General features: G+C 47.4%; 16 protein-coding genes. 3 read left to right on the top strand and 13 right to left on the bottom strand.

The features are described 5' to 3' along the window. Positions 1-135: 135 nt before the first annotated feature. The 13 genes from HMPREF9370_RS09175 to HMPREF9370_RS09120 all read right to left on the bottom strand — a co-directional run bounded on the left by HMPREF9370_RS09175 (position 136) and on the right by HMPREF9370_RS09120 (position 12,257). Positions 136-1,107 carry a TrbL/VirB6 family protein gene (locus HMPREF9370_RS09175; RefSeq protein ID WP_009117192.1) on the bottom strand — a complete coding sequence of 324 codons (972 nt, stop codon included), beginning with the start codon at positions 1,105-1,107 and terminating at the stop codon, positions 136-138. A 61-nt stretch (positions 1,108-1,168) separates the two neighbouring features. Further along, the gene (locus HMPREF9370_RS12065) at positions 1,169-1,387 is read right to left on the bottom strand and encodes a conjugal transfer protein TraH (RefSeq protein ID WP_156792992.1); all 219 of its coding nucleotides are present in this window, start codon (positions 1,385-1,387) and stop codon (positions 1,169-1,171) included. 9 nt (positions 1,388-1,396) lie between these two features. Continuing rightward, positions 1,397-2,065: a TrbJ/VirB5 family protein gene (locus tag HMPREF9370_RS09170; protein ID WP_009117190.1), complete on the bottom strand. Its 669-nt coding sequence runs from the start codon at positions 2,063-2,065 to the stop codon at positions 1,397-1,399. Between the two features lie 81 nt (positions 2,066-2,146). Further along, positions 2,147-4,543: a VirB4 family type IV secretion/conjugal transfer ATPase gene (locus HMPREF9370_RS09165; protein ID WP_009117189.1), complete on the bottom strand. Its 2,397-nt coding sequence runs from the start codon at positions 4,541-4,543 to the stop codon at positions 2,147-2,149. Further along, entirely contained in the window at positions 4,455-4,886 is a 432-nt protein-coding gene (locus tag HMPREF9370_RS09160) for a VirB3 family type IV secretion system protein (RefSeq protein WP_009117188.1), read from the bottom strand. The genes HMPREF9370_RS09165 and HMPREF9370_RS09160 overlap by 89 nt, the downstream gene beginning before the upstream one ends. A 15-nt stretch (positions 4,887-4,901) precedes the next feature. Beyond that, positions 4,902-5,222 (bottom strand): TrbC/VirB2 family protein, encoded by a 321-nt coding sequence (locus HMPREF9370_RS11660; protein ID WP_009117187.1) that lies wholly within the window; start codon positions 5,220-5,222, stop codon positions 4,902-4,904. 88 nt (positions 5,223-5,310) lie between these two features. Then, positions 5,311-5,919, bottom strand: coding sequence for a lytic transglycosylase domain-containing protein (locus tag HMPREF9370_RS09150; RefSeq protein ID WP_009117186.1), 609 nt, complete (start codon positions 5,917-5,919; stop codon positions 5,311-5,313). A gap of 620 nt (positions 5,920-6,539) precedes the next feature. Further along, positions 6,540-7,121 (bottom strand): superoxide dismutase, encoded by a 582-nt coding sequence (locus HMPREF9370_RS09145; RefSeq protein WP_009117185.1) that lies wholly within the window; start codon positions 7,119-7,121, stop codon positions 6,540-6,542. A gap of 133 nt (positions 7,122-7,254) precedes the next feature. After that, positions 7,255-8,730, bottom strand: a complete 1,476-nt coding sequence (gene trpE / locus HMPREF9370_RS09140; protein ID WP_009117184.1) for an anthranilate synthase component I — start codon at positions 8,728-8,730, stop codon at positions 7,255-7,257. A gap of 131 nt (positions 8,731-8,861) precedes the next feature. Next, positions 8,862-9,176: an integration host factor subunit beta gene (locus HMPREF9370_RS09135; RefSeq protein WP_009117183.1), complete on the bottom strand. Its 315-nt coding sequence runs from the start codon at positions 9,174-9,176 to the stop codon at positions 8,862-8,864. 12 nt (positions 9,177-9,188) lie between these two features. Further along, positions 9,189-10,868 (bottom strand): 30S ribosomal protein S1, encoded by a 1,680-nt coding sequence (gene rpsA / locus HMPREF9370_RS09130; RefSeq protein WP_009117182.1) that lies wholly within the window; start codon positions 10,866-10,868, stop codon positions 9,189-9,191. A 148-nt stretch (positions 10,869-11,016) separates the two neighbouring features. Beyond that, a complete protein-coding gene (gene cmk / locus HMPREF9370_RS09125; protein WP_009117181.1) occupies positions 11,017-11,676 on the bottom strand; it encodes a (d)CMP kinase in 660 nt (219 codons plus the stop codon). Between the two features lie 152 nt (positions 11,677-11,828). After that, positions 11,829-12,257 (bottom strand): TOBE domain-containing protein, encoded by a 429-nt coding sequence (locus tag HMPREF9370_RS09120; RefSeq protein ID WP_009117180.1) that lies wholly within the window; start codon positions 12,255-12,257, stop codon positions 11,829-11,831. A 252-nt stretch (positions 12,258-12,509) separates the two neighbouring features. Here HMPREF9370_RS09120 and HMPREF9370_RS09115 point away from each other — a divergent pair, with 252 nt between their 5' ends. The 3 genes from HMPREF9370_RS09115 (at position 12,510) to dusA (ending at position 17,987) form a co-directional block, all read left to right on the top strand. Further along, entirely contained in the window at positions 12,510-12,707 is a 198-nt protein-coding gene (locus HMPREF9370_RS09115; protein ID WP_009117179.1) for a CsbD family protein, read from the top strand. A 435-nt stretch (positions 12,708-13,142) separates the two neighbouring features. Continuing rightward, a complete protein-coding gene (locus tag HMPREF9370_RS09110) occupies positions 13,143-16,820 on the top strand; it encodes a nitrate reductase subunit alpha (RefSeq protein WP_009117178.1) in 3,678 nt (1,225 codons plus the stop codon). Between the two features lie 156 nt (positions 16,821-16,976). After that, positions 16,977-17,987 carry a tRNA dihydrouridine(20/20a) synthase DusA gene (gene dusA, locus HMPREF9370_RS09105; RefSeq protein ID WP_009117177.1) on the top strand — a complete coding sequence of 337 codons (1,011 nt, stop codon included), beginning with the start codon at positions 16,977-16,979 and terminating at the stop codon, positions 17,985-17,987. The last annotated feature ends 144 nt before the right edge of the window (positions 17,988-18,131 follow it).

Below are 18,131 nucleotides of genomic sequence, written 5' to 3'. Positions count from 1 at the left end.
AGCGTAACCGAAGCCGGCAGAGATTAAAGAAAACACCGAAGAAACGGCAAACAAGTAAAGCAAAATACCGATAACGATATATTGGACATAGCCCAACCATGAAATGCGAGCAATCATTATCAACACTCCCTTGTATTAAGATGGACGTCTGTTTGGAGCAATGGTTCCTCCGGTACGGCGGCCGGCTGCACCAGCAACAGCATCAATTGTTCTACCGGCAACACGACCGGCCGCACCACCTGCTTTTGCCATCTGTCCTAATTGTCGAGCAGCCCCCTGAACAGCTGCACCACCGGTTAAGGTAGAGGCTATATTAGGGATATAGAAAGCCACTACCAAAAACACAATCGCTTGTAATAAAAAAAGTGGTGCCATAGCTTCAGCGGCCGCTGCATTTTCAAAATGGTTGCCTGTCATGAAGGTATTTACGGCTAAGTCAAATGCCTGCATCTGAACCATTGTGAGTAAAACAAACATACAGGTTGTAATAATGTAGTTTAAGCAGGAACCGATCCAGTTGATACCGTATTGCCTTGTTGAAGGAAATAGCAGGCATCCTAAAAAGAATGGGCCTAACATCAAAACCAATGCTAAAGAGATTTTGGCCACCATATAGTATGCGAAAGCTACCCCGATAATAATTGCTCCGAAAAAGACAACGGTTAAATTTACTTTGAAAAAAATAGCTAAGTGAGCAGGTATTTCGTACCAAGTATATTCATTATGTATTTCAGAAATTTTATCGGACAATTTCATCAATTCTGTCCAACTGGTATCCATGGCAGAGCCATCAACTTTATATCCGCCAACAAATGATGAAGCTAACTGATCAGGAAGCTCATAGATAACATTGGCTAGCTTCATAAATAAAGCAGGGGAAAAAGATAGTCCGATTATAACGACCCAACCGACGGCTCTTTTTACAAAATCAACCATACTTTCTGCACTGTTTTGTCCATGATATGAAACAATGACCAACAATATGTAGCAGGCAAATGCAGCTTGAAATAATGGACTGATTTCACTAATTAGATTACCGCTTTTCTGAAGTAGATTCTGACCTAAATCGGCACCAAAAATCTTGGCGATTTCGCTGAAAAATGTCATTGCTTGCTCCTAAAAAAGCAAAGCCGCCGTATTAAACGGCGGCTGGGTTCTTAATATATAATTATCCTGAATTTTTAGGATACTTTTTATGACAGTCAACATCCGTACCATCTATACGATTTTGTCGAATGCAACTATCACGCTTTTTATTCATTTCTGATTTATCCCATTGTTCTTTGGTAATCTTGGGCATTACTTCATCAGGTGCTGATTGTTTAGCTTCACCACAAGCATTTAACAACAGAACACAAATTGGAATAATTAAAAACGAATATTTCATATTTGAACCTTATGTACAGGATTTATTGGTACCACCAATACGGTTTTGACGTACACAGCTATCACGAGTTTGCCGTTTCTTAACCTGAACCTTTTCATCCAGTGCCATAAACCGCTCCAACATATCCAGTTGGGTTTGATTTTGTTGGATATACGAATTTTCTAAAGCGATTCGGTTTTGTAAGTCAGCAGCAGCCTTTGCGTCTTGGGTTGTATTGACCCGATTCATTAATTCCTTAATGTTTTTAAAACGCACTTCGGAATCTTTGATGGCTTTTAACGTGAGATCGAAATGCTTCACCAAACGATCATTATCGGCATTTCGATTATAACCTTTGGAACTCAGTAAATCTTTAAAGTTCCCGCCTTTAGCCTTCATAGCCTCGCTGTAAACCGAACGCCATTCATCAGGCAGTTGTTCCATAGCTTCGGTTTTTAAGATGTTACCGAGGTTACGATTGCCGGTGATTGCTTTTACTTGGCTTTTCAGTTCTGTAATCTGCTTAATTTGATTTTGGATCTGCTGTCCCATTTGAATCCCTTGTTGGATTGCTTGGGCAACAGCCGCACCATCAAAAACAGGAATACCGCCTGCAATGGCAGTAGCTGAAGAGCCTAACATTAACCCTGCTGAAACCAAAACAGCAGCACCGGTTCTTTTGAATTTTTGAATCTTCATAATTACCTCTCTTAGGATAAACAAAAGCCGCTTTAAGCGGCCATAAAACAAAACCACCTGAATCTCTCAGGTGGTTTCGGGTTACTGCGGCGGCACATGCTTACTGATACGTTGCCGGACAGCTTGATAAAATGGTTCAAGCCAAACATTAGGCTCTTCACTACCGCATTCCTGCATAACTTCGTGAAGAATAGCGACATTTTCAGAAGTGCCGGACAGCACCGCCATCTCGTCGTCAAAATTATGCAGATCCATAGTGCAAAATACCGACTGTTTGCTCTGTTTGACCAAGAAAGTTCGGCTTTCTTTCGGCTTGGTCATTAATTGTTCAAACTCCTTTCTACTTAGACCACAGCGTTGGTAACTGCCCTCATACTCCCCTTCGGGATTGGGCAGGAATATTTTTGTCGGTGTTTGCTGAATGATGGCAGGGAATATATCGCACGCAATGGCATCTTCCGGCGATTGTGAATCCATAATCATGAACTCGCCCATCTTCCTACCTGTTTTTAACGTCTTAAACATCATGCCCGCGGTCAAATCATATCTTGCGGCGTGCCAAAACTCTGCAACCACTGAAACCAATAGGCTGCCTTGCTTCGCCACACGTTCCGACATCATTTCCTTTAGGTAAAACAGATAAGACAAAACCGGCCCTGTCGGTTCGTAGTTGGGTTGCAAAATGCACGTCACATCCAAGCCAATCCGATAGAACTCTTCAGGATTGAAAGCATTGGTGTCGTTATCAAGACACCAAGCATACTGTCCGTCTTCACAACGGCACCACTTGGATAGGCGTGTACGCAAAGAATTTGGACTGTACACCGGCGGCAGGTTTTCCATCAGCCGGCTGAAATTCCGCTTGTTGAAATCTATTTCATACAAGGTATCCACAGCCATTTTGATTTGCTGCTTCTCTTGTGCGTCCGCTCCGCCCGCGCATAATTCAACCAATCCATACAAGAACATGCGATGTTGCGGTAAGTCAGGTAATTGGAAAGGATTTAATCCGCTGGGTACGCCTTCTTCTACCGCAAAGTATGTTCCCCGTAAAGCCCGGATCAGAATTTCCATACCACGGTCCAAATCCAAAACAAACATGTAGGGATTGAAACGGGTCAGAAAGGATAAAATCACTGATTCCAATGCCGTTTTACCGGTACCGGTTGCACCCAAAATAAGAGTATGGCCTGCAACTTTTTGCCCTAAACTGTTCACATCCATTTTGCTGTAATGCAAGCTCAAATTGAATAATGTATTGGACAGGGTTTTTAGCGGCATGACCGGAGAGCCGTCTCCAATTGGATTACCCCAAGACTTTCCTTGAGAATAATTGTGCATTCCAAATACCGTAGCAAGATTGGTAGTGGTTTTAGGAATTTTCCGTGGGCGGATTTTGTAGCCTAATACTTGGCTGTAAAAAGTGGCAGGCATAGACAATGTAGCAGGCACAAAACGGAAACCGCCTGATGTTAAAAACTCGGTAAATACCGTAGAACCGTTATCACGAGCCTCTTTTGGCGTTTTGCCATAAACCACGAGCGTCGCGGTGTAATCACCAAACATCATGCGCCCGGCAGCCAATTCACCTTTACCTTGCTTCAATTCATCCTGTTGATCAACAGCTTGGTCTTGTACGCTTTCCAGCGCATTTACCTGTTTGTTGATTTCCGTCTGCATTTCAGCATTATTGGTGTACACAAATATTTGCGTCAGTGTGTATTCGCAAGGAATAGATAGAGTGTTTACCAATACCATGATTTTGCTGATACCGAATTCTTTTAAATCGTAGCAAGTGGCAAATTTTCGGCTCTCCGCATTACGGATTTCCATAATGTCAGAACCAAAATGAACGCTGGCCGATGGAACTACTGTATAAGCTGCGCTGGCAGAAAGCGGTATATCTTCCCGAATGCCGCCATTTATCAAAGTTCCGAAAAATTGATACACTTCTGAAAAAATGATGCCATTCTCATTTTCATATGTACCTAAAATATGCGGGTCATAGCTATTCAGACCTTTGGCCATTATCTCCAGTAAATCGTTAATTTCTTCCAGGCCGTCTGAAAATGTGTCGTATTTCAAAATGACTGAAATGTAAAACAGGTTTTCGTAATAATCGGCTTTGTTGAATTGCTCAATATAATGTTCGGCAAAATTCGTACAGAATTTAGTATCGAATTTATATTCACGGTTTAAATTGATACGCTGCCGTTGTACAGTGGTCCAAATACCTAAGCGGTTTCCATATTGTTTGCCAATCGTATTAAACAGCCGCTTTAATTCACTAAACGAAGCGATCAGGTGCTTATCGTCCACGCCTTCAAACGGGATACCGTCCATTCTCAAAACGAATCCCAAGCGGCCGTCTTCAAAGTGAACAATATTTTCAGCGACGTGACGACTGAACCGGGGCAAATAATCTTGCTGCGATTGCTGCTTCGTCAGTGTCCTCTCGAACAAATCGGTAATAATCATTACGTTCTCTTCCAAATTTCGTTGGTAGCACAGTGAAAGTGTCGCCAAACAAATTTGCATTACGGCGTTGGAACAGCCAATAAAGCTCCAAAGCTATAATATTGATGGCTTGGTCATCTCTTTGGGTCATCAGTTTTAAGAAAACCAAAAATGGAACAGCCATCAAAAGTATGGCAAACGCTTTCAAGTCCAAAAACTGCATAGTAAACAGGGCGATTAAAACGAAAATACCGACGATCGTAATCGCCGGTATCATCGGTATGCCCCAAACCGTAGCTTGCCGTGACAAACCTTCATAGGTGTTGTACTCGGTGTCTATGTTGATGTCAGGTAGATTCTGCATAGGGCACCTCAGTTATTACAATGTGACGCTCTTGCCCCAATCCCACAACGCTTTGGCAATTGCTAAAGAGGCCGCACATCCTACAATCCAAGCACAAGCCTCTAATACATCAGACCAATGTTTTTTACCTAACTTGCCCCATAAAAAGGCGCAAAGCAAAGCAAGGCCGGCGAGAATACCTACAATGCCATAGAAGCCGGTAATAAACTCTTTCAGGCCACCTTCTACGGAGGCCAGCCCACCGGCTGCTAAGGCAGATTTAGCGACAACAGTCATAAAAGCTGCCATTAAAATTTTTGTATAATTGCTGTTTTGATTTCGATTGATTAATTTCATCAAATTAACTCCCTAAAAGCCGCACGCTTGCAGCATAAACAAAAAAACCGGCATAAAGCCGGAACTAAGAAATACCTAAAAGGTAATATTAAAACTCTTGAAATACGTCCCAAGACGCATACTGTTTCTGAGATTGAGTGTAAACAGCAGCTTTAACTGGAGCCGTAGTACGATTCGTTGAAATAACTTCTGCTTTTGGTTTATAGGCTACTTTTATCGGCTCTTTACGGCCTGCGGCATAAGCAGGGTTGCCGCTCAATTGCGCGTATCGGTTACGAACCAAGCGCACATAATTTTGTGTCTCCCTGTATGGAGGGATACCTTTGTACTTGTCCACGGCTCCCTCGCCGGCGTTATAACCGGCAAGCATCAAGTCAATATTGCCGTTATACCGGTTGCTCAAAAATCGTAAGTAACGTGTCCCTGCGATGATGTTATGTTCCGGGTTATAGAGATACTTAGGGTTTACCCCCATTCGGGCTGCCGTCGGCGGAATGACTTGCAGCAAGCCGCGGGCGTTTTTGTGGGAAGTTGCATTCCAGCGTCCACCGCTTTCACGGGCCATAACCGCCCATACTAGATTTGCGTCCAAACCTTGCGCCGCCGCATGTTTTTCTACTAGATGTTGATATTGTGGATAGGGTGAGGCACTAGCTGTCGCCGATGCCACGAGCAATACATATAAAAGTTTTTTCATAAGTTACCTCTTTCTAAATTAGGGAAATAAAAAAGACCATCTGAAAAATTCAAACGGTCTTGCATCATTACTCTCCTGAAACATATGCCTTCCTTGCATAAAAAACAAAAACTTAAACATGCCACATGGAAAAGCAGGTTTAAGTTTTTGTTCTTACAGATGTGTCTAATTTGTGACAGTATGCTTTTAAAACATACTGTATATGACTGAAGTTGCAGGCTTCACTTTTGTTTAAAAACAATTAGTTATATTTATAATCTCGGACTTAAAATCCGTCGGCCCTAATACGGCCGTGCCGGTTCGATTCCGGCTCCGGGCACCAAATTTAAAACAAGTATTTGAAAAAATTTCAAGTACTTGTTTTTCTTTTTTTTAAATAGCAACAAATTAGACTTTCGGTGATTTTTATATAGCAAATAAACTTATTTTTGATACAAGGCAGCAAGCAGCAGATAGTACAAGTAGTACGGTAAGGCGCAGCAACGCCGTAGTAGAAATAAAGTTTATTTACGATAGTATCTAAAATGTTCATTAACTCCGAGTTTCATGATTGTAACCAATAAAAATATCCGCCCGAATATTCCATTGTATTCAGGCGGATGTTTTGCTGTGAATGATAATTAAGCAGCAAAGCGTTTGGCTATTTCATCCCAGTTTACGATTTCCCAAAAACCTTTCAGATAGTTTGGTCGACTGTTGCGGTAATCAATGTAGTAGGCGTGTTCCCATACGTCGCAAGTCAGTAGTGGGGTGTTTTCTGTGGTGAGCGGGGTGGCAGCATTTGAAGTGGAAGCTAAATCCAGCTCGCCGGAAGGGGTTTTAACCAACCATGCCCAGCCTGAGCCGAATGTGCCGGCTGCACAGGCATTGAATGCTTCTTGGAATTTTTCAAAGCTGCCCCACTTGGCATCAATTGCAGCAGCTAATTCGCCGGAAGGCTTGCCTTGGCCTTTGGGGGTAAAGCCTAACCAGTAGAATGTATGGTTCCAAGTTTGGGCTGCGTTATTGAATACACCGCCGGAAGATTTCTTAACAATGTCTTCCAGTGAGGCGTTTTCAAATTCGGTGCCTTTGATTTGGTTGTTGAGGTTGGTGATATAGGTTTGGTGGTGTTTACCGTAGTGGTATTCCAAAGTTTCTTTAGACAGATGAGGCTCTAAAGCATCTAAAGCGTAGGGTAGTTCTGGTAATTTGTGTTCCATTTCGTGTTCCTGTTGTGGTTGTTTTCAATAGGTTTTTTGGTTATGGGTGCTGTTTTGGGTAGAACAGCACATGGCGATTCTACCTGTTTTGGTTTTAAAAGACCAATAAAACTTATGCCTGTCTGAAACCTGCTTATTTATCCAATCCTTCTTGCACCATTTGGGCGGCGCGTAATACGGCGCGGGCTTTGTTTTGTGTTTCCTGCCATTCGGCTTCTTCATCTGAATCGGCCACAATGCCGCCACCGCTTTGAACGTATAGGGTTTGGTCTTTGATCACGGCGGTGCGGATGGCAATGGCTAAGTCCATATCGTTATTGAAGCTCCAGCAGCCGACAGCTCCACCGTAAATACAGCGTTTTGTAGGCTCTAGTTCTTCAATAATTTCCAGAGCGCGTATTTTGGGTGCGCCTGATAGCGTGCCGGCAGGGAAGGTAGCTGCCAGAATTTGCATGTTGGTAATGCCTGTCTGAAGAGTGCCTTCTACGTTGGATACGATATGCATTACATGTGAATAACGTTCGATAACCATTTTGTCGGTTACTTCAACCTGACCGGTTTGGCTGACGCGTCCAACGTCGTTGCGCCCTAGGTCTATGAGCATGATGTGTTCGGCAATTTCTTTTGTATCACTTAATAAATCTTGTTCGTTGGCTAAATCTTCTGCAGCTGTTTTGCCGCGTAGGCGGGTGCCGGCAATTGGGCGGACAATGATGTTGTTGCTTTCACGGCGCACGAGAATTTCGGGGGAAGAGCCGACTACATGGAAATCGCCGAAATCGTAGTAAAACATATAAGGCGAGGGATTTAAGGTGCGTAATGCGCGGTAGAGTGAAAGTGAGTTATCGGTAAATTTCAATTTCATCCGTTGGCTGGGAACGACCTGCATGCAGTCGCCGTTTAGAATGTATTCGCGTATGCGGCGCACATATTCTTTGTAACGCACTTCACCGGTTTCGTGTTCGGGTTCGGTTTTGGGACTACCAAGCGAAAGGGGGATGGCGCAGCTTTGGCGAAGCTGGATGCGTAAATCTTCCAGCCGTTTACGGGCTTTTTCGTAGCTGTCGGGTTCTGTCGGGTCGGCATAGACGATAAGGTAGATTTTGCCGCTGAGGTTATCGACTACTGCTAATTCTTGCGAAAGCATGAGCAGAATGTCGGGTGTGCCTATGATGTTTGGTTTGTTTCGGTTTCGAAAGCGGTGGGCGAAGTGTTCGAAATGATAAATGGTTTCATAGCCGAAATAGCCGACCAGCCCGCCGGTGAATCTAGGAAGATTAGGTATCTCGGGTGTTTTGAAGCGATTGTGGAAGGCTTCAATGAAGTTTAATGGGTTACCTTCGTATTGTTCGACAATTTCACCTTTGCAATATACATAAACCTGGTTGTCGGTGGCTTTCAGATAGGTTTGACAGGGTAGGCCGATGAAAGAATAGCGGCCAAACCGTTCACCGCCAACCACGGATTCGAGTAAGTAGGTAAAGGGTTTGTTGGCGAGTTTTAGGTATAAAGAAAGCGGGGTATCTAAGTCGGCCAGTAATTCCTGCACTAGAGGAATGCGGTTATAGCCTTGATTTGCCTGTTCTTGAAATTGTTGTAGGGTGATCATGGGGGTGGACTTTGATAAAAAGTGAATACTTGGCGAGTATAGCAGATTCGTATCGGGCAGTTTGCTTCTTTTCAGACAGGCATAAGAAAACGCCGCATCATGTTAAAGATGCGGCGTTTGATGCTTTAGAATTACTTGGTGCCGTTCAGCATGGCTTGATCCACGCGTTCACGCAATTCTTTACCCGGTTTAAAGTGCGGCACATATTTTTCCGGCACTTCAACTTTTTCCCCGGTTTTGGGATTGCGGCCAACACGGGCCGGACGGTGGTTCAGGTCAAAACTGCCGAATCCGCGGATTTCGATGCGCTGGCCTTTGGCCAGTGAGCGGGTCAGCGTGTCGACTAAAACTTTTACGCTGTACTCAACATCTTTGGCTTGCAGCTGATTACCGTTTTTAGCGGCAAATACTTCGGCCAAACGAATCATCAATTCGGATTTTGTCATGATGCACCTAAATTATTCTTGATCGCCAGACAATTTAGCTTTCAGCAAATCACCCAGGCTGGTTGTACCTGCGCTGGCAGTAGCCGCAGCGTTTACTGAATTCAGTGCATCGCGGTTTTCTTTGACGTCTTTCGCTTTAACAGACAGCTTGATGCTGCGGTTTTTGCGGTCAACGGTCACGATTACGGCTTCAACTTCGTCGCCTTCATTCAGTTTGGTTGTCAAGTCTTCAACGCGGTCTGCAGCAAATTCAGAAGCAGGCAGGTAGCCTTCAACTTCGTCGCCCAGGGCAATAACGGCGCCTTTGGCTTCAACTGATTTTACAGTCCCTTTAACCAAAGAGCCTTTGTCGTTCACGCTGATGAAGTTGCCGAATGGGTCGCCTTCCAGCTGTTTAATGCCCAAAGAGATGCGTTCTTTTTCAACATCAATGGCCAATACAACGGCTTCAACTTCTTCGCCTTTTTTGTATTTGCGCACGGCTTCTTCGCCTGATTCGCTCCAAGAAAGGTCAGAAAGGTGAACCAACCCGTCGATGTTGCCGGGCAGGCCGACGAATACGCCGAAGTCGGTAATGGATTTAACTGCGCCTTTGATTTTGTCGCCTTTGTTGTGGTTGGCGGCGAAATCTTCCCACGGATTAGCTTGACATTGTTTCATGCCCAAGCTGATGCGGCGGCGGTCTTCGTCGATTTCCAGAATCATCACTTCTACTTCGTCACCCAATTGAACCACTTTGCTTGGGTGTACGTTTTTGTTGGTCCAGTCCATTTCGGAAACGTGTACCAAACCTTCGATGCCTTGTTCGATTTCAACGAATGCACCGTAATCGGTTAGGTTGGATACTTTACCGAACAGGCGGGTGTTTTGCGGATAGCGACGGGCCAAACCGCTCCAAGGATCTTCGCCAAGTTGTTTCATGCCGAGAGAAACGCGCTGTTTGTCTTGGTCGAATTTCAATACTTTGGCTTCTACTTCTTGGCCTACTTCCAGCACTTCGCTGGGGTGCTTCACGCGGCGCCAAGCCAAATCTGTGATGTGCAGCAAGCCGTCGATGCCGCCCAAGTCAACGAATGCACCGTAGTCGGTGATATTTTTAACGATACCTTTAACCACTGAACCTTCTTGCAGATTTTCCAGCAAGGCTTTGCGCTCTTCGCCCAAAGTGGCTTCCAGTACGGCGCGGCGTGATACCACAACGTTGTTGCGTTTTTTATCCAGCTTGATCACTTTGAATTCAACTTCTTTGCCTTCAAAATGAGAAGTGTCTTTAATGGGGCGAACGTCAACCAAAGAACCCGGCAGGAATGCGCGGATGCTGTTGATCATAACGGTCAGGCCGCCTTTTACTTTGCCGTTGATTACGCCTGAAAGAATGTCGCCGTTCTCCATGGCTTCTTCCAAAGTGATCCAGTCGGCAGCGCGCTTGGCTTTTTCACGAGACAGTTTGGTTTCGCCGAAACCGTTTTCCACTGATTCGATGGTTACGGTTACGAAATCGCCTACGTTTACTTCAACTTCGCCTTGTGCGTTTTTGAATTCGTTGATGTCGATCAGGGATTCAGATTTCAGACCGGCATTTACGATAACGAATTTGTCTTCGATGGCAACCACTTCTGCAGTGATCACTTCGCCTTGGTTCATTTCTTGTACGGCTGAATATTCTTCCAATAACTGGGCAAAATTTTCCATGTTATATCAGTCTTTCGATACACGGCTAAGGCGTGCGGGGTCTGAGTGGATAAAAACTTGTTTTCCTTAGCAAAACAAGTGAAAGAAATACTGTATGCAGGCAGCTTTCATGCTGCCTGCATCAAGCGTTGCGCATTATACAGTGTTTTTAAATTTTTTCATACCAATCAAGCACTTTTTTTACGGATTCCTCAATTGTGAGGTGGGATGTGTCGAGCAATCGGGCATCGGGGAGCTGGACTAGGGGGGCGGCTTTTCGGCGGCGGTCGGCTTCGTCGCGTGCTTCGATATCGGCCATGATGCGGTCGTATTCGATGCCTTCGCAAGGCAGGCCGAGTTGTTTGGCGCGGCGTTGTGCTCGGGTTTCGGCAGATGCGGTTAGAAATATTTTCAGACAGGCATCGGGAAAGACGACTGAGCCCATATCTCTTCCGTCTGCTGCCAAGCCTTTTTCTGTGAGGAAATCGCGTTGGCGTTGGAGAAGGGCTTGTCTGACTGAGGGTAGTGCGGCGATGGTGGATGCTCCCATGCCGATGGCTTCGGTGCGGATGTCGGCGGAAACGTCTTTGCCGTCAAGCAAGATGCGTTGTGCTTCGAAAGCAACGGGCAACTTAGCGGCTAGGGCGGCTACGTTTTGTTCGTCGCTCCATTCGGTATTGTTTTGTTGTGCGTAAAGGGCGGTTAGGCGGTAAAGGGCGCCGGAGTCGAGGTAATCCCAACCTAAAGCGGCAGCTACGCGCGAGGCTACCGTGCCTTTCCCTGATGCACTCGGGCCGTCGATGGCAATCACTTTTTGGCTTGGCTTCATAAGGTTCTCTGCGTGATGTAAATGTTTGGCATCATACTGGGAAAGCTTTTGTGTTGAAAGGTTTTTGTGCTGGTTTGGTTTGTAATAAGGCCTGTCTGAAAAATAATGTGTGTTTCAGACAGGCTTTGTTTCAGACAGGCATTTGTTATGCTTTAAGCCAACACGCCTAAGATTACATCGCTGGCTTTGAAAAGTGCGGTTGCAGATTGGCCGGTGGTGAGGTTGAGCTGTTCGGTGCTTTTTAGGGTGATGCCGGCACTGAGGGTGGTGCCGTCGCCCAAATCAATTTCGATAACGGAATTGACGGTGCCGCGGTTGATGTCGCTGATAATGCCGCTCAGTTGGTTACGTGCGGAGAGTTTGACGTGGTCGAGGTCGGTAGCAACGATAATATTGGTCGATTTGACGAGGGCGATAACCGGACTACCGGCTTTCAATGCCAATTGTTTACTGCTCTCACAGGTAATGATGGCGGAAACTTCTTGCCCGCCGGAGAGGGAAATAACCACTTCATCGTTAACGCTGCCTTTTTTAATGGTTTTTATGATGCCTGTTAATTGATTGCGGGCGCTGGTTTTCATTATGGGTATTCCTTGTGTTTGTATCGTTTAAACTGAAAATATTGCGGGTATCTTACTATGCAAGTAAAGAAATATTAAGGCTGATTAGTTAGAATTTTGATTTTATTGTTATTTTTAATTTGTGATTAATTTGTGATAAATAATCAAAATTCATAAATCTTGAAAATTTATATAGTTAGAATTATTGTTATGGCGGCACCTGAATGTTGTTGTTTATTTTAAATCATAAGTTAGTAAAAGAAAGGAGAAGATATGAACTGGAACGAAATAGAAGGAAGATGGGAGCAATTTGTCGGTAAAGCTAAAGAAAAATGGGGCAATTTAACCGATGATGACTGGAAAGCAGCAGAAGGCAGGCGCGATCAATTAACGGGAAAAATCCAAGAACGTTACGGTTATAGCCAAGAAAAAGCTGAAAAAGAGTTAGAAGACTGGCTTAATGATAACTGACTTGAATGCTTCCACACGTATAATACAAAACCGCAGGGTATGGGTTGAGCTCAAGACATGAGCAGCTGGATTAAGCGGTTTTGCAAAGACTGAATTCTGTATTGCACAGGATTCGGTCTTTTTAATTGCTAAGTTTGATTCTATCCGGATTTCAGCATGGCACTGTTCGGTAAGTTCAGTTGTGCACCAATCATTTTTTTCAGACAGGCCTTGTTTCGAGATCAACTTCCATGATTGATGGCAAAGCCTAGGCTGTCTAATTCGAAAGGACTATATCCGGTAAGCTGAAAGGCTTTTGCCTACTTATCACTCTGAAGCCCGTTTAAACCCTTTCGGCGCATATTTTCCTGCAGGCGGCTGGATTATATTCTAAGGCGTAGAAAAATTATTTTCAGACAGGCATTTCCTGCCGGACATAAGCATAAGGAACCCGCCATGAGCCACTTTTTAGACCGCCTGAAATTTTTCAGCCAAAAACACGAACCTTTTGCCGACGGGCACGGTGTGCTCACCGAAGAAGACCGCAAATGGGAAGATGCCTACCGCAGCCGCTGGCAGCACGATAAAGTGGTGCGCTCCACCCACGGTGTGAACTGTACCGGTTCGTGCAGTTGGAAAGTTTATGTGAAAAACGGCCTGATTACTTGGGAAACCCAGCAGACCGACTATCCGCGCACCCGCCCCGATTTGCCGAACCACGAGCCACGGGGCTGTCCGCGCGGGGCTTCGTACAGTTGGTATGTGTATTCCGCCCAACGGGTGAAATACCCGATGATACGCGGCGTGTTGGCGGAAATGTGGCGCGAAGCGCGCAAAACCATGTCGCCGGTCGAGGCTTGGGCGTGGATTGTGGAAGATGAAAACCGTGCCAAGTCTTACAAAACCCAGCGTGGTTTGGGCGGCTTTGTGCGTGCGTCTTGGGACGAAGCCAATGAAATGGTGGCGGCGGCCAATGCTTACACCGTTAAAAACTACGGCCCCGACCGTGTGATCGGCTTCTCGCCGATTCCCGCCATGTCGATGGTGAGCTATGCTGCGGGTGTTCGCTATTTGAGCCTGCTCGGAGGCGTGGCGATGTCGTTCTACGACTGGTATTGCGACTTGCCGCCGGCCAGCCCGCAAATTTGGGGCGAGCAAACCGACGTGGCCGAGTCTGCCGACTGGTACAACTCGAATTACTTAATGGTATGGGGTTCCAACGTGCCGATGACACGCACGCCCGATGCCCACTTCTACACCGAAGTGCGCTACAAAGGTACCAAAACCGTGGCCGTGTCTTCCGACTTCGGCGAGATGGCGAAGTTCGGCGATATTTGGCTTGCGCCGAAACAAGGTACTGACGCGGCTTTGGCGATGGCGATGGGGCATGTGATTCTGAAAGAGTTCCACATCGACAACCCTTCTCCTTATTTCACCGATTATGTGCGCCGCCTAACCGATATGCCGATGTTGGTGCGCTTGGATGCCGACAGCAAAGGCTACGCGCCCAAATACTTCCTGCGCGCGTCCGAATTGGCTGCATTCGGCGAAGAGAAAAACGCCGATTGGAAAACGCTGATATGGGACGAGCTTTCAGACGGCCTCTGCCTGCCTAACGGCTCTATCGGTTTCCGCTGGGATGGCAGTCAAAAATGGAACTTGGAAACCCGCGCACAAGATAAAGAAGTCCGCGCCGCCCTGTCGCTGATAGAGCGCGCCGATGAAGTGGTAAACGTAGGCTTTACCTACTTCGGCGGCGAATGCGACGACATGATTTACCGCAAAGTGCCCGCCAAACGCATTCCGCTGGCCAACGGCGAAACCGCGTTGGTAGCAACCGTGTTCGACCTGATGGTGGCCAACTACGGCGTGGACAACGGCTTGGGCTGCGAAAATGTTGCCAAAGATTATTTCGACGACAAGCCTTACACGCCGGCATGGCAGGAAAAACACACCGGCGTGAAACCGGAGCTGGTGATTCAGGTAGCCCGCGAGTTCGCCCAAAACGCCCACGACACCGAAGGCCGCAGCATGGTGATTGTCGGTGCCGGTTTGAACCACTGGTATCACATGGACATGGCTTATCGCGGTATCATCAATATGCTGATGATGTGCGGCTCTATCGGTAAATCCGGCGGCGGCTGGTGCCACTATGTAGGCCAAGAAAAACTGCGCCCGCAAAGCGGCTGGATTCCGTTGACGTTTGCCACCGACTGGCACCGCCCGCCGCGCCAAATGAACAGCACTTCGTTCTTCTACGCCCATACCAGCCAATGGCGGCATGAAAAAGTGCATGTAGATGAAATTCTGGCCGCCAATGCCGATGGAAGCATGGGTTCGCTTTCCATGATCGACTACAACGCCAAAGCCGAACGCATGGGCTGGCTGCCGAGCGCGCCGCAATTGGGTGCAAACCCCTTGGATATTGCCGATCAAGCCGCTGCCGCCGGAGTGGATGCCGCCCAATATGTGGCAGGCCGTCTGAAAGACGGTTCGCTGGACATGGCGTGTAACGACCCCGACAACCCGCAAAACTTCCCGCGCAACCTGTTTGTGTGGCGTTCAAACCTGCTCGGTTCTTCGGGCAAAGGCCATGAGTATTTCCTGAAATACCTGCTGGGCACGCAGAACGCCGTGTTGAGCGATGAAAACGACGAAGAATGCATCAAGCCGTCTGAAATTACCGTGCGCCCCGCCGCCGAAGGCAAACTCGACCTGCTGACCGTACTCGATTTCCGCATGTCTACCACCTGCTTGTACGGAGATATCGTGTTGCCGACCGCCACATGGTACGAAAAAGACGACCTCAACACCTCGGATATGCACCCGTTTATCCACCCGCTCACCGAGGCCGTACAGCCGCTGTGGCAAAGCAAAACAGACTGGGAAATTTACAAAGGTTTCGCCAAAAAATTCAGCGAGTTAGCCAAAGACTACATCGGTGTGCGCAAAGACATCGTGCTTACCCCGCTGATGCACGACAGCCCGCAGGAACTCGGCCAGCCGTTTGACCCGAAAGACTGGAAACACGGCGAATGCGACCCGATTCCCGGCAAAACCATGCCCGCAATGACCGTCGTCGAGCGTGATTACGGCGCGATTTGCGAAAAATTCACTTCGGTCGGCCCGTTGCTGGAAAAAATCAATAACAACGGCAAAGGCATGGCTTGGGATACCAAGCACGAAGTCGAATTCCTGCGCAAACTCAACGGCGTACAAGCAACCGGCGTAGGCAAAGGCCAGCCGAAAATCGAAACAGCCATTGATGCCTGCGAAATGGTGTTGACCCTCGCGCCCGAAACCAACGGCCACGTTGCCGTTAAAGCATGGGAAGCGTTGAGCAAAGCCACCGGCCGCGACCACTCGCACCTGATTAAATCGAGCGAGCACACCACCATCCGCTTCCGCGATATCGTCGCCCAGCCGCGCAAAATCGTCACCTCACCGATTTGGTCGGGCGTGGAAAGCGAAGAAGTGTGCTACAACGCCGGCTATACCAACGTGCACGAACTGATTCCGTGGCGCACCATTACCGGCCGCCAGCAGTTCTACCAAGACCACAAATGGATGCGTGATTTCGGCGAACATCTGTGCGTGTACAAGCCCGCCGTCGATTTCAAAACCACCAAAAAACTGCTCGGCAAATACCCCAACGGCAACAAGGAAATTACGCTTAACTTCCTCACGCCGCACCAAAAATGGGGCATCCACAGCACCTATTCGGAAAACCTGCGCATGCTCACCCTGTTCCGCGGCGGCCCGCACGTGTGGATTTCCGAAATCGATGCCAAGAAAGCCGGCATTGTCGATAACGACTGGGTGGAAGTGTTTAACGCCAATGGCACCATCGCCTGCCGCGCCGTGGTAAGCCAACGCATCCCCGAAACCATGATCCTGATGTACCACGCACAGGAAAAAATCGTCCACACACCTGCGGGCGAGGTTTCACAAAAACGCGGCGGTATCCACAATTCCGTTACCCGCGCCATCCTGAAGCCCACCCACATGATCGGCGGCTACGCCCAGCTTGCCTACGGTTTCAACTACTACGGCACGGTCGGTTCCAACCGCGACGAATGGGTGATTGTGCGTAAGATGAACAAAGTGGATTGGATGGATGAACCGGCAAGGTAAAGCCGTCTGAAAAGCTTGGTAAAAAGGAATGCCTGTCTGAAAGGGAATTTTCAGACAGGCATTTTTGTTGTGTCAGTTGATTAGCAGCGCCGCTATATACCACTGAATCATCCCGCTATATAATGCGGCTTTTTCAAAACTGGTACTCAGATTTACATGACAAACAAACTGCCGCCGCGTCGTTTATCCGTGGCGCCCATGCTTGATTGGACAGATCGGCATTACCGTTATATGGCGCGGCAGATCACGCGCCATACTTGGCTTTACGGCGAGATGATTAATGCCGGTGCGGTTATTTTCGGCGACAAAGACCGCTTCCTCCTGCACAATGAGTGTGAAAATCCAGTGGCATTGCAATTGGGCGGCAGCGAGCCGGCCGATTTGGCAAAAGCCGCGAAAGCTGCGGAGCAATATGGTTATGATGAGGTGAACCTGAATTGCGGCTGCCCCAGCCCGCGGGTGCAGAAGGGCGCGTTCGGCGCATGTCTGATGAATGAAGTCGGTTTGGTCGCCGATTGTTTGAATGCGATGCAGGATGCGGTGCAGATAGATGTGACTGTGAAACACCGCATCGGCGTGGATAGGCAAACCGAATATCAGAGCGTGGCTGATTTCGTGGGCACGCTCGCTGCCAAAACGGCCTGCAAAACCTATATCGTACATGCCCGCAATGCTTGGTTGGACGGCCTTTCGCCGAAAGAAAACCGCGATGTGCCGCCGCTGAAATACGATTATGTTTACCGTTTGAAGCAAGAGTTTCCCGATTTGGAAATCATCATAAACGGCGGTATCCACACCAATGAGCAGATTGCTGCGCATTTGGCGCATGTCGACGGTGTGATGGTGGGGCGCGAGTGTTATCACAATCCGATGATTATGCGGCAGTGGGACAGTCTGTTTTACGGCGATAACCGTGAGCCGGTGGCTTATGAAGCGCTGGTTGCCAAACTTCAGGCTTATGCACAAGAGCAGATTGCGGCAGGACGGGGCACGATTTTGCGCCATATGGCGCGCCATTATTTGGGTTTGATGCACGGCTTGAAAGGTGCGCGCACTTGGCGGCGTATGCTTTCGGATGCTGCATTGCTGAAGCCCTCCGATCCTAAGCTGATTAAAGACGCTTGGACCGAAGTGGCCAGGGCCAATGGTTTTCAGACAGGCATTTAAGTATGGCAAATAAACTTTATTTGTATCATGATTTCGTCATGCTCGGGCTTGATCCGATCATCCCAAGGGCATTGGAACTCACAAGATACTCGGGTCAAGCCCGAGTATGACGAACGTGTTATTTTTTAAGTTTATTTGCTATAT

Origin of the sequence: Neisseria wadsworthii 9715 (assembly GCF_000227765.1) — a bacterium.
Classification (GTDB): domain Bacteria; phylum Pseudomonadota; class Gammaproteobacteria; order Burkholderiales; family Neisseriaceae; genus Neisseria; species Neisseria wadsworthii.
This window is presented reverse-complemented; position numbering and strand designations above follow the sequence as displayed.

Coding starts and splice junctions, on each gene's coding strand:
- HMPREF9370_RS09175 (WP_009117192.1), bottom strand. CDS start 1,107: ATGACATTTTTCAGCGAAATCGCCAAGATTTTTGGTGCCGATTTAGGT.
- HMPREF9370_RS12065 (WP_156792992.1), bottom strand. CDS start 1,387: ATGAAATATTCGTTTTTAATTATTCCAATTTGTGTTCTGTTGTTAAAT.
- HMPREF9370_RS09170 (WP_009117190.1), bottom strand. CDS start 2,065: ATGAAGATTCAAAAATTCAAAAGAACCGGTGCTGCTGTTTTGGTTTCA.
- HMPREF9370_RS09165 (WP_009117189.1), bottom strand. CDS start 4,543: ATGATTATTACCGATTTGTTCGAGAGGACACTGACGAAGCAGCAATCG.
- HMPREF9370_RS09160 (WP_009117188.1), bottom strand. CDS start 4,886: ATGCAGAATCTACCTGACATCAACATAGACACCGAGTACAACACCTAT.
- HMPREF9370_RS11660 (WP_009117187.1), bottom strand. CDS start 5,222: ATGAAATTAATCAATCGAAATCAAAACAGCAATTATACAAAAATTTTA.
- HMPREF9370_RS09150 (WP_009117186.1), bottom strand. CDS start 5,919: ATGAAAAAACTTTTATATGTATTGCTCGTGGCATCGGCGACAGCTAGT.
- HMPREF9370_RS09145 (WP_009117185.1), bottom strand. CDS start 7,121: ATGGAACACAAATTACCAGAACTACCCTACGCTTTAGATGCTTTAGAG.
- trpE (WP_009117184.1), bottom strand. CDS start 8,730: ATGATCACCCTACAACAATTTCAAGAACAGGCAAATCAAGGCTATAAC.
- HMPREF9370_RS09135 (WP_009117183.1), bottom strand. CDS start 9,176: ATGACAAAATCCGAATTGATGATTCGTTTGGCCGAAGTATTTGCCGCT.
- rpsA (WP_009117182.1), bottom strand. CDS start 10,868: ATGGAAAATTTTGCCCAGTTATTGGAAGAATATTCAGCCGTACAAGAA.
- cmk (WP_009117181.1), bottom strand. CDS start 11,676: ATGAAGCCAAGCCAAAAAGTGATTGCCATCGACGGCCCGAGTGCATCA.
- HMPREF9370_RS09120 (WP_009117180.1), bottom strand. CDS start 12,257: ATGAAAACCAGCGCCCGCAATCAATTAACAGGCATCATAAAAACCATT.
- HMPREF9370_RS09115 (WP_009117179.1), top strand. CDS start 12,510: ATGAACTGGAACGAAATAGAAGGAAGATGGGAGCAATTTGTCGGTAAA.
- HMPREF9370_RS09110 (WP_009117178.1), top strand. CDS start 13,143: ATGAGCCACTTTTTAGACCGCCTGAAATTTTTCAGCCAAAAACACGAA.
- dusA (WP_009117177.1), top strand. CDS start 16,977: ATGACAAACAAACTGCCGCCGCGTCGTTTATCCGTGGCGCCCATGCTT.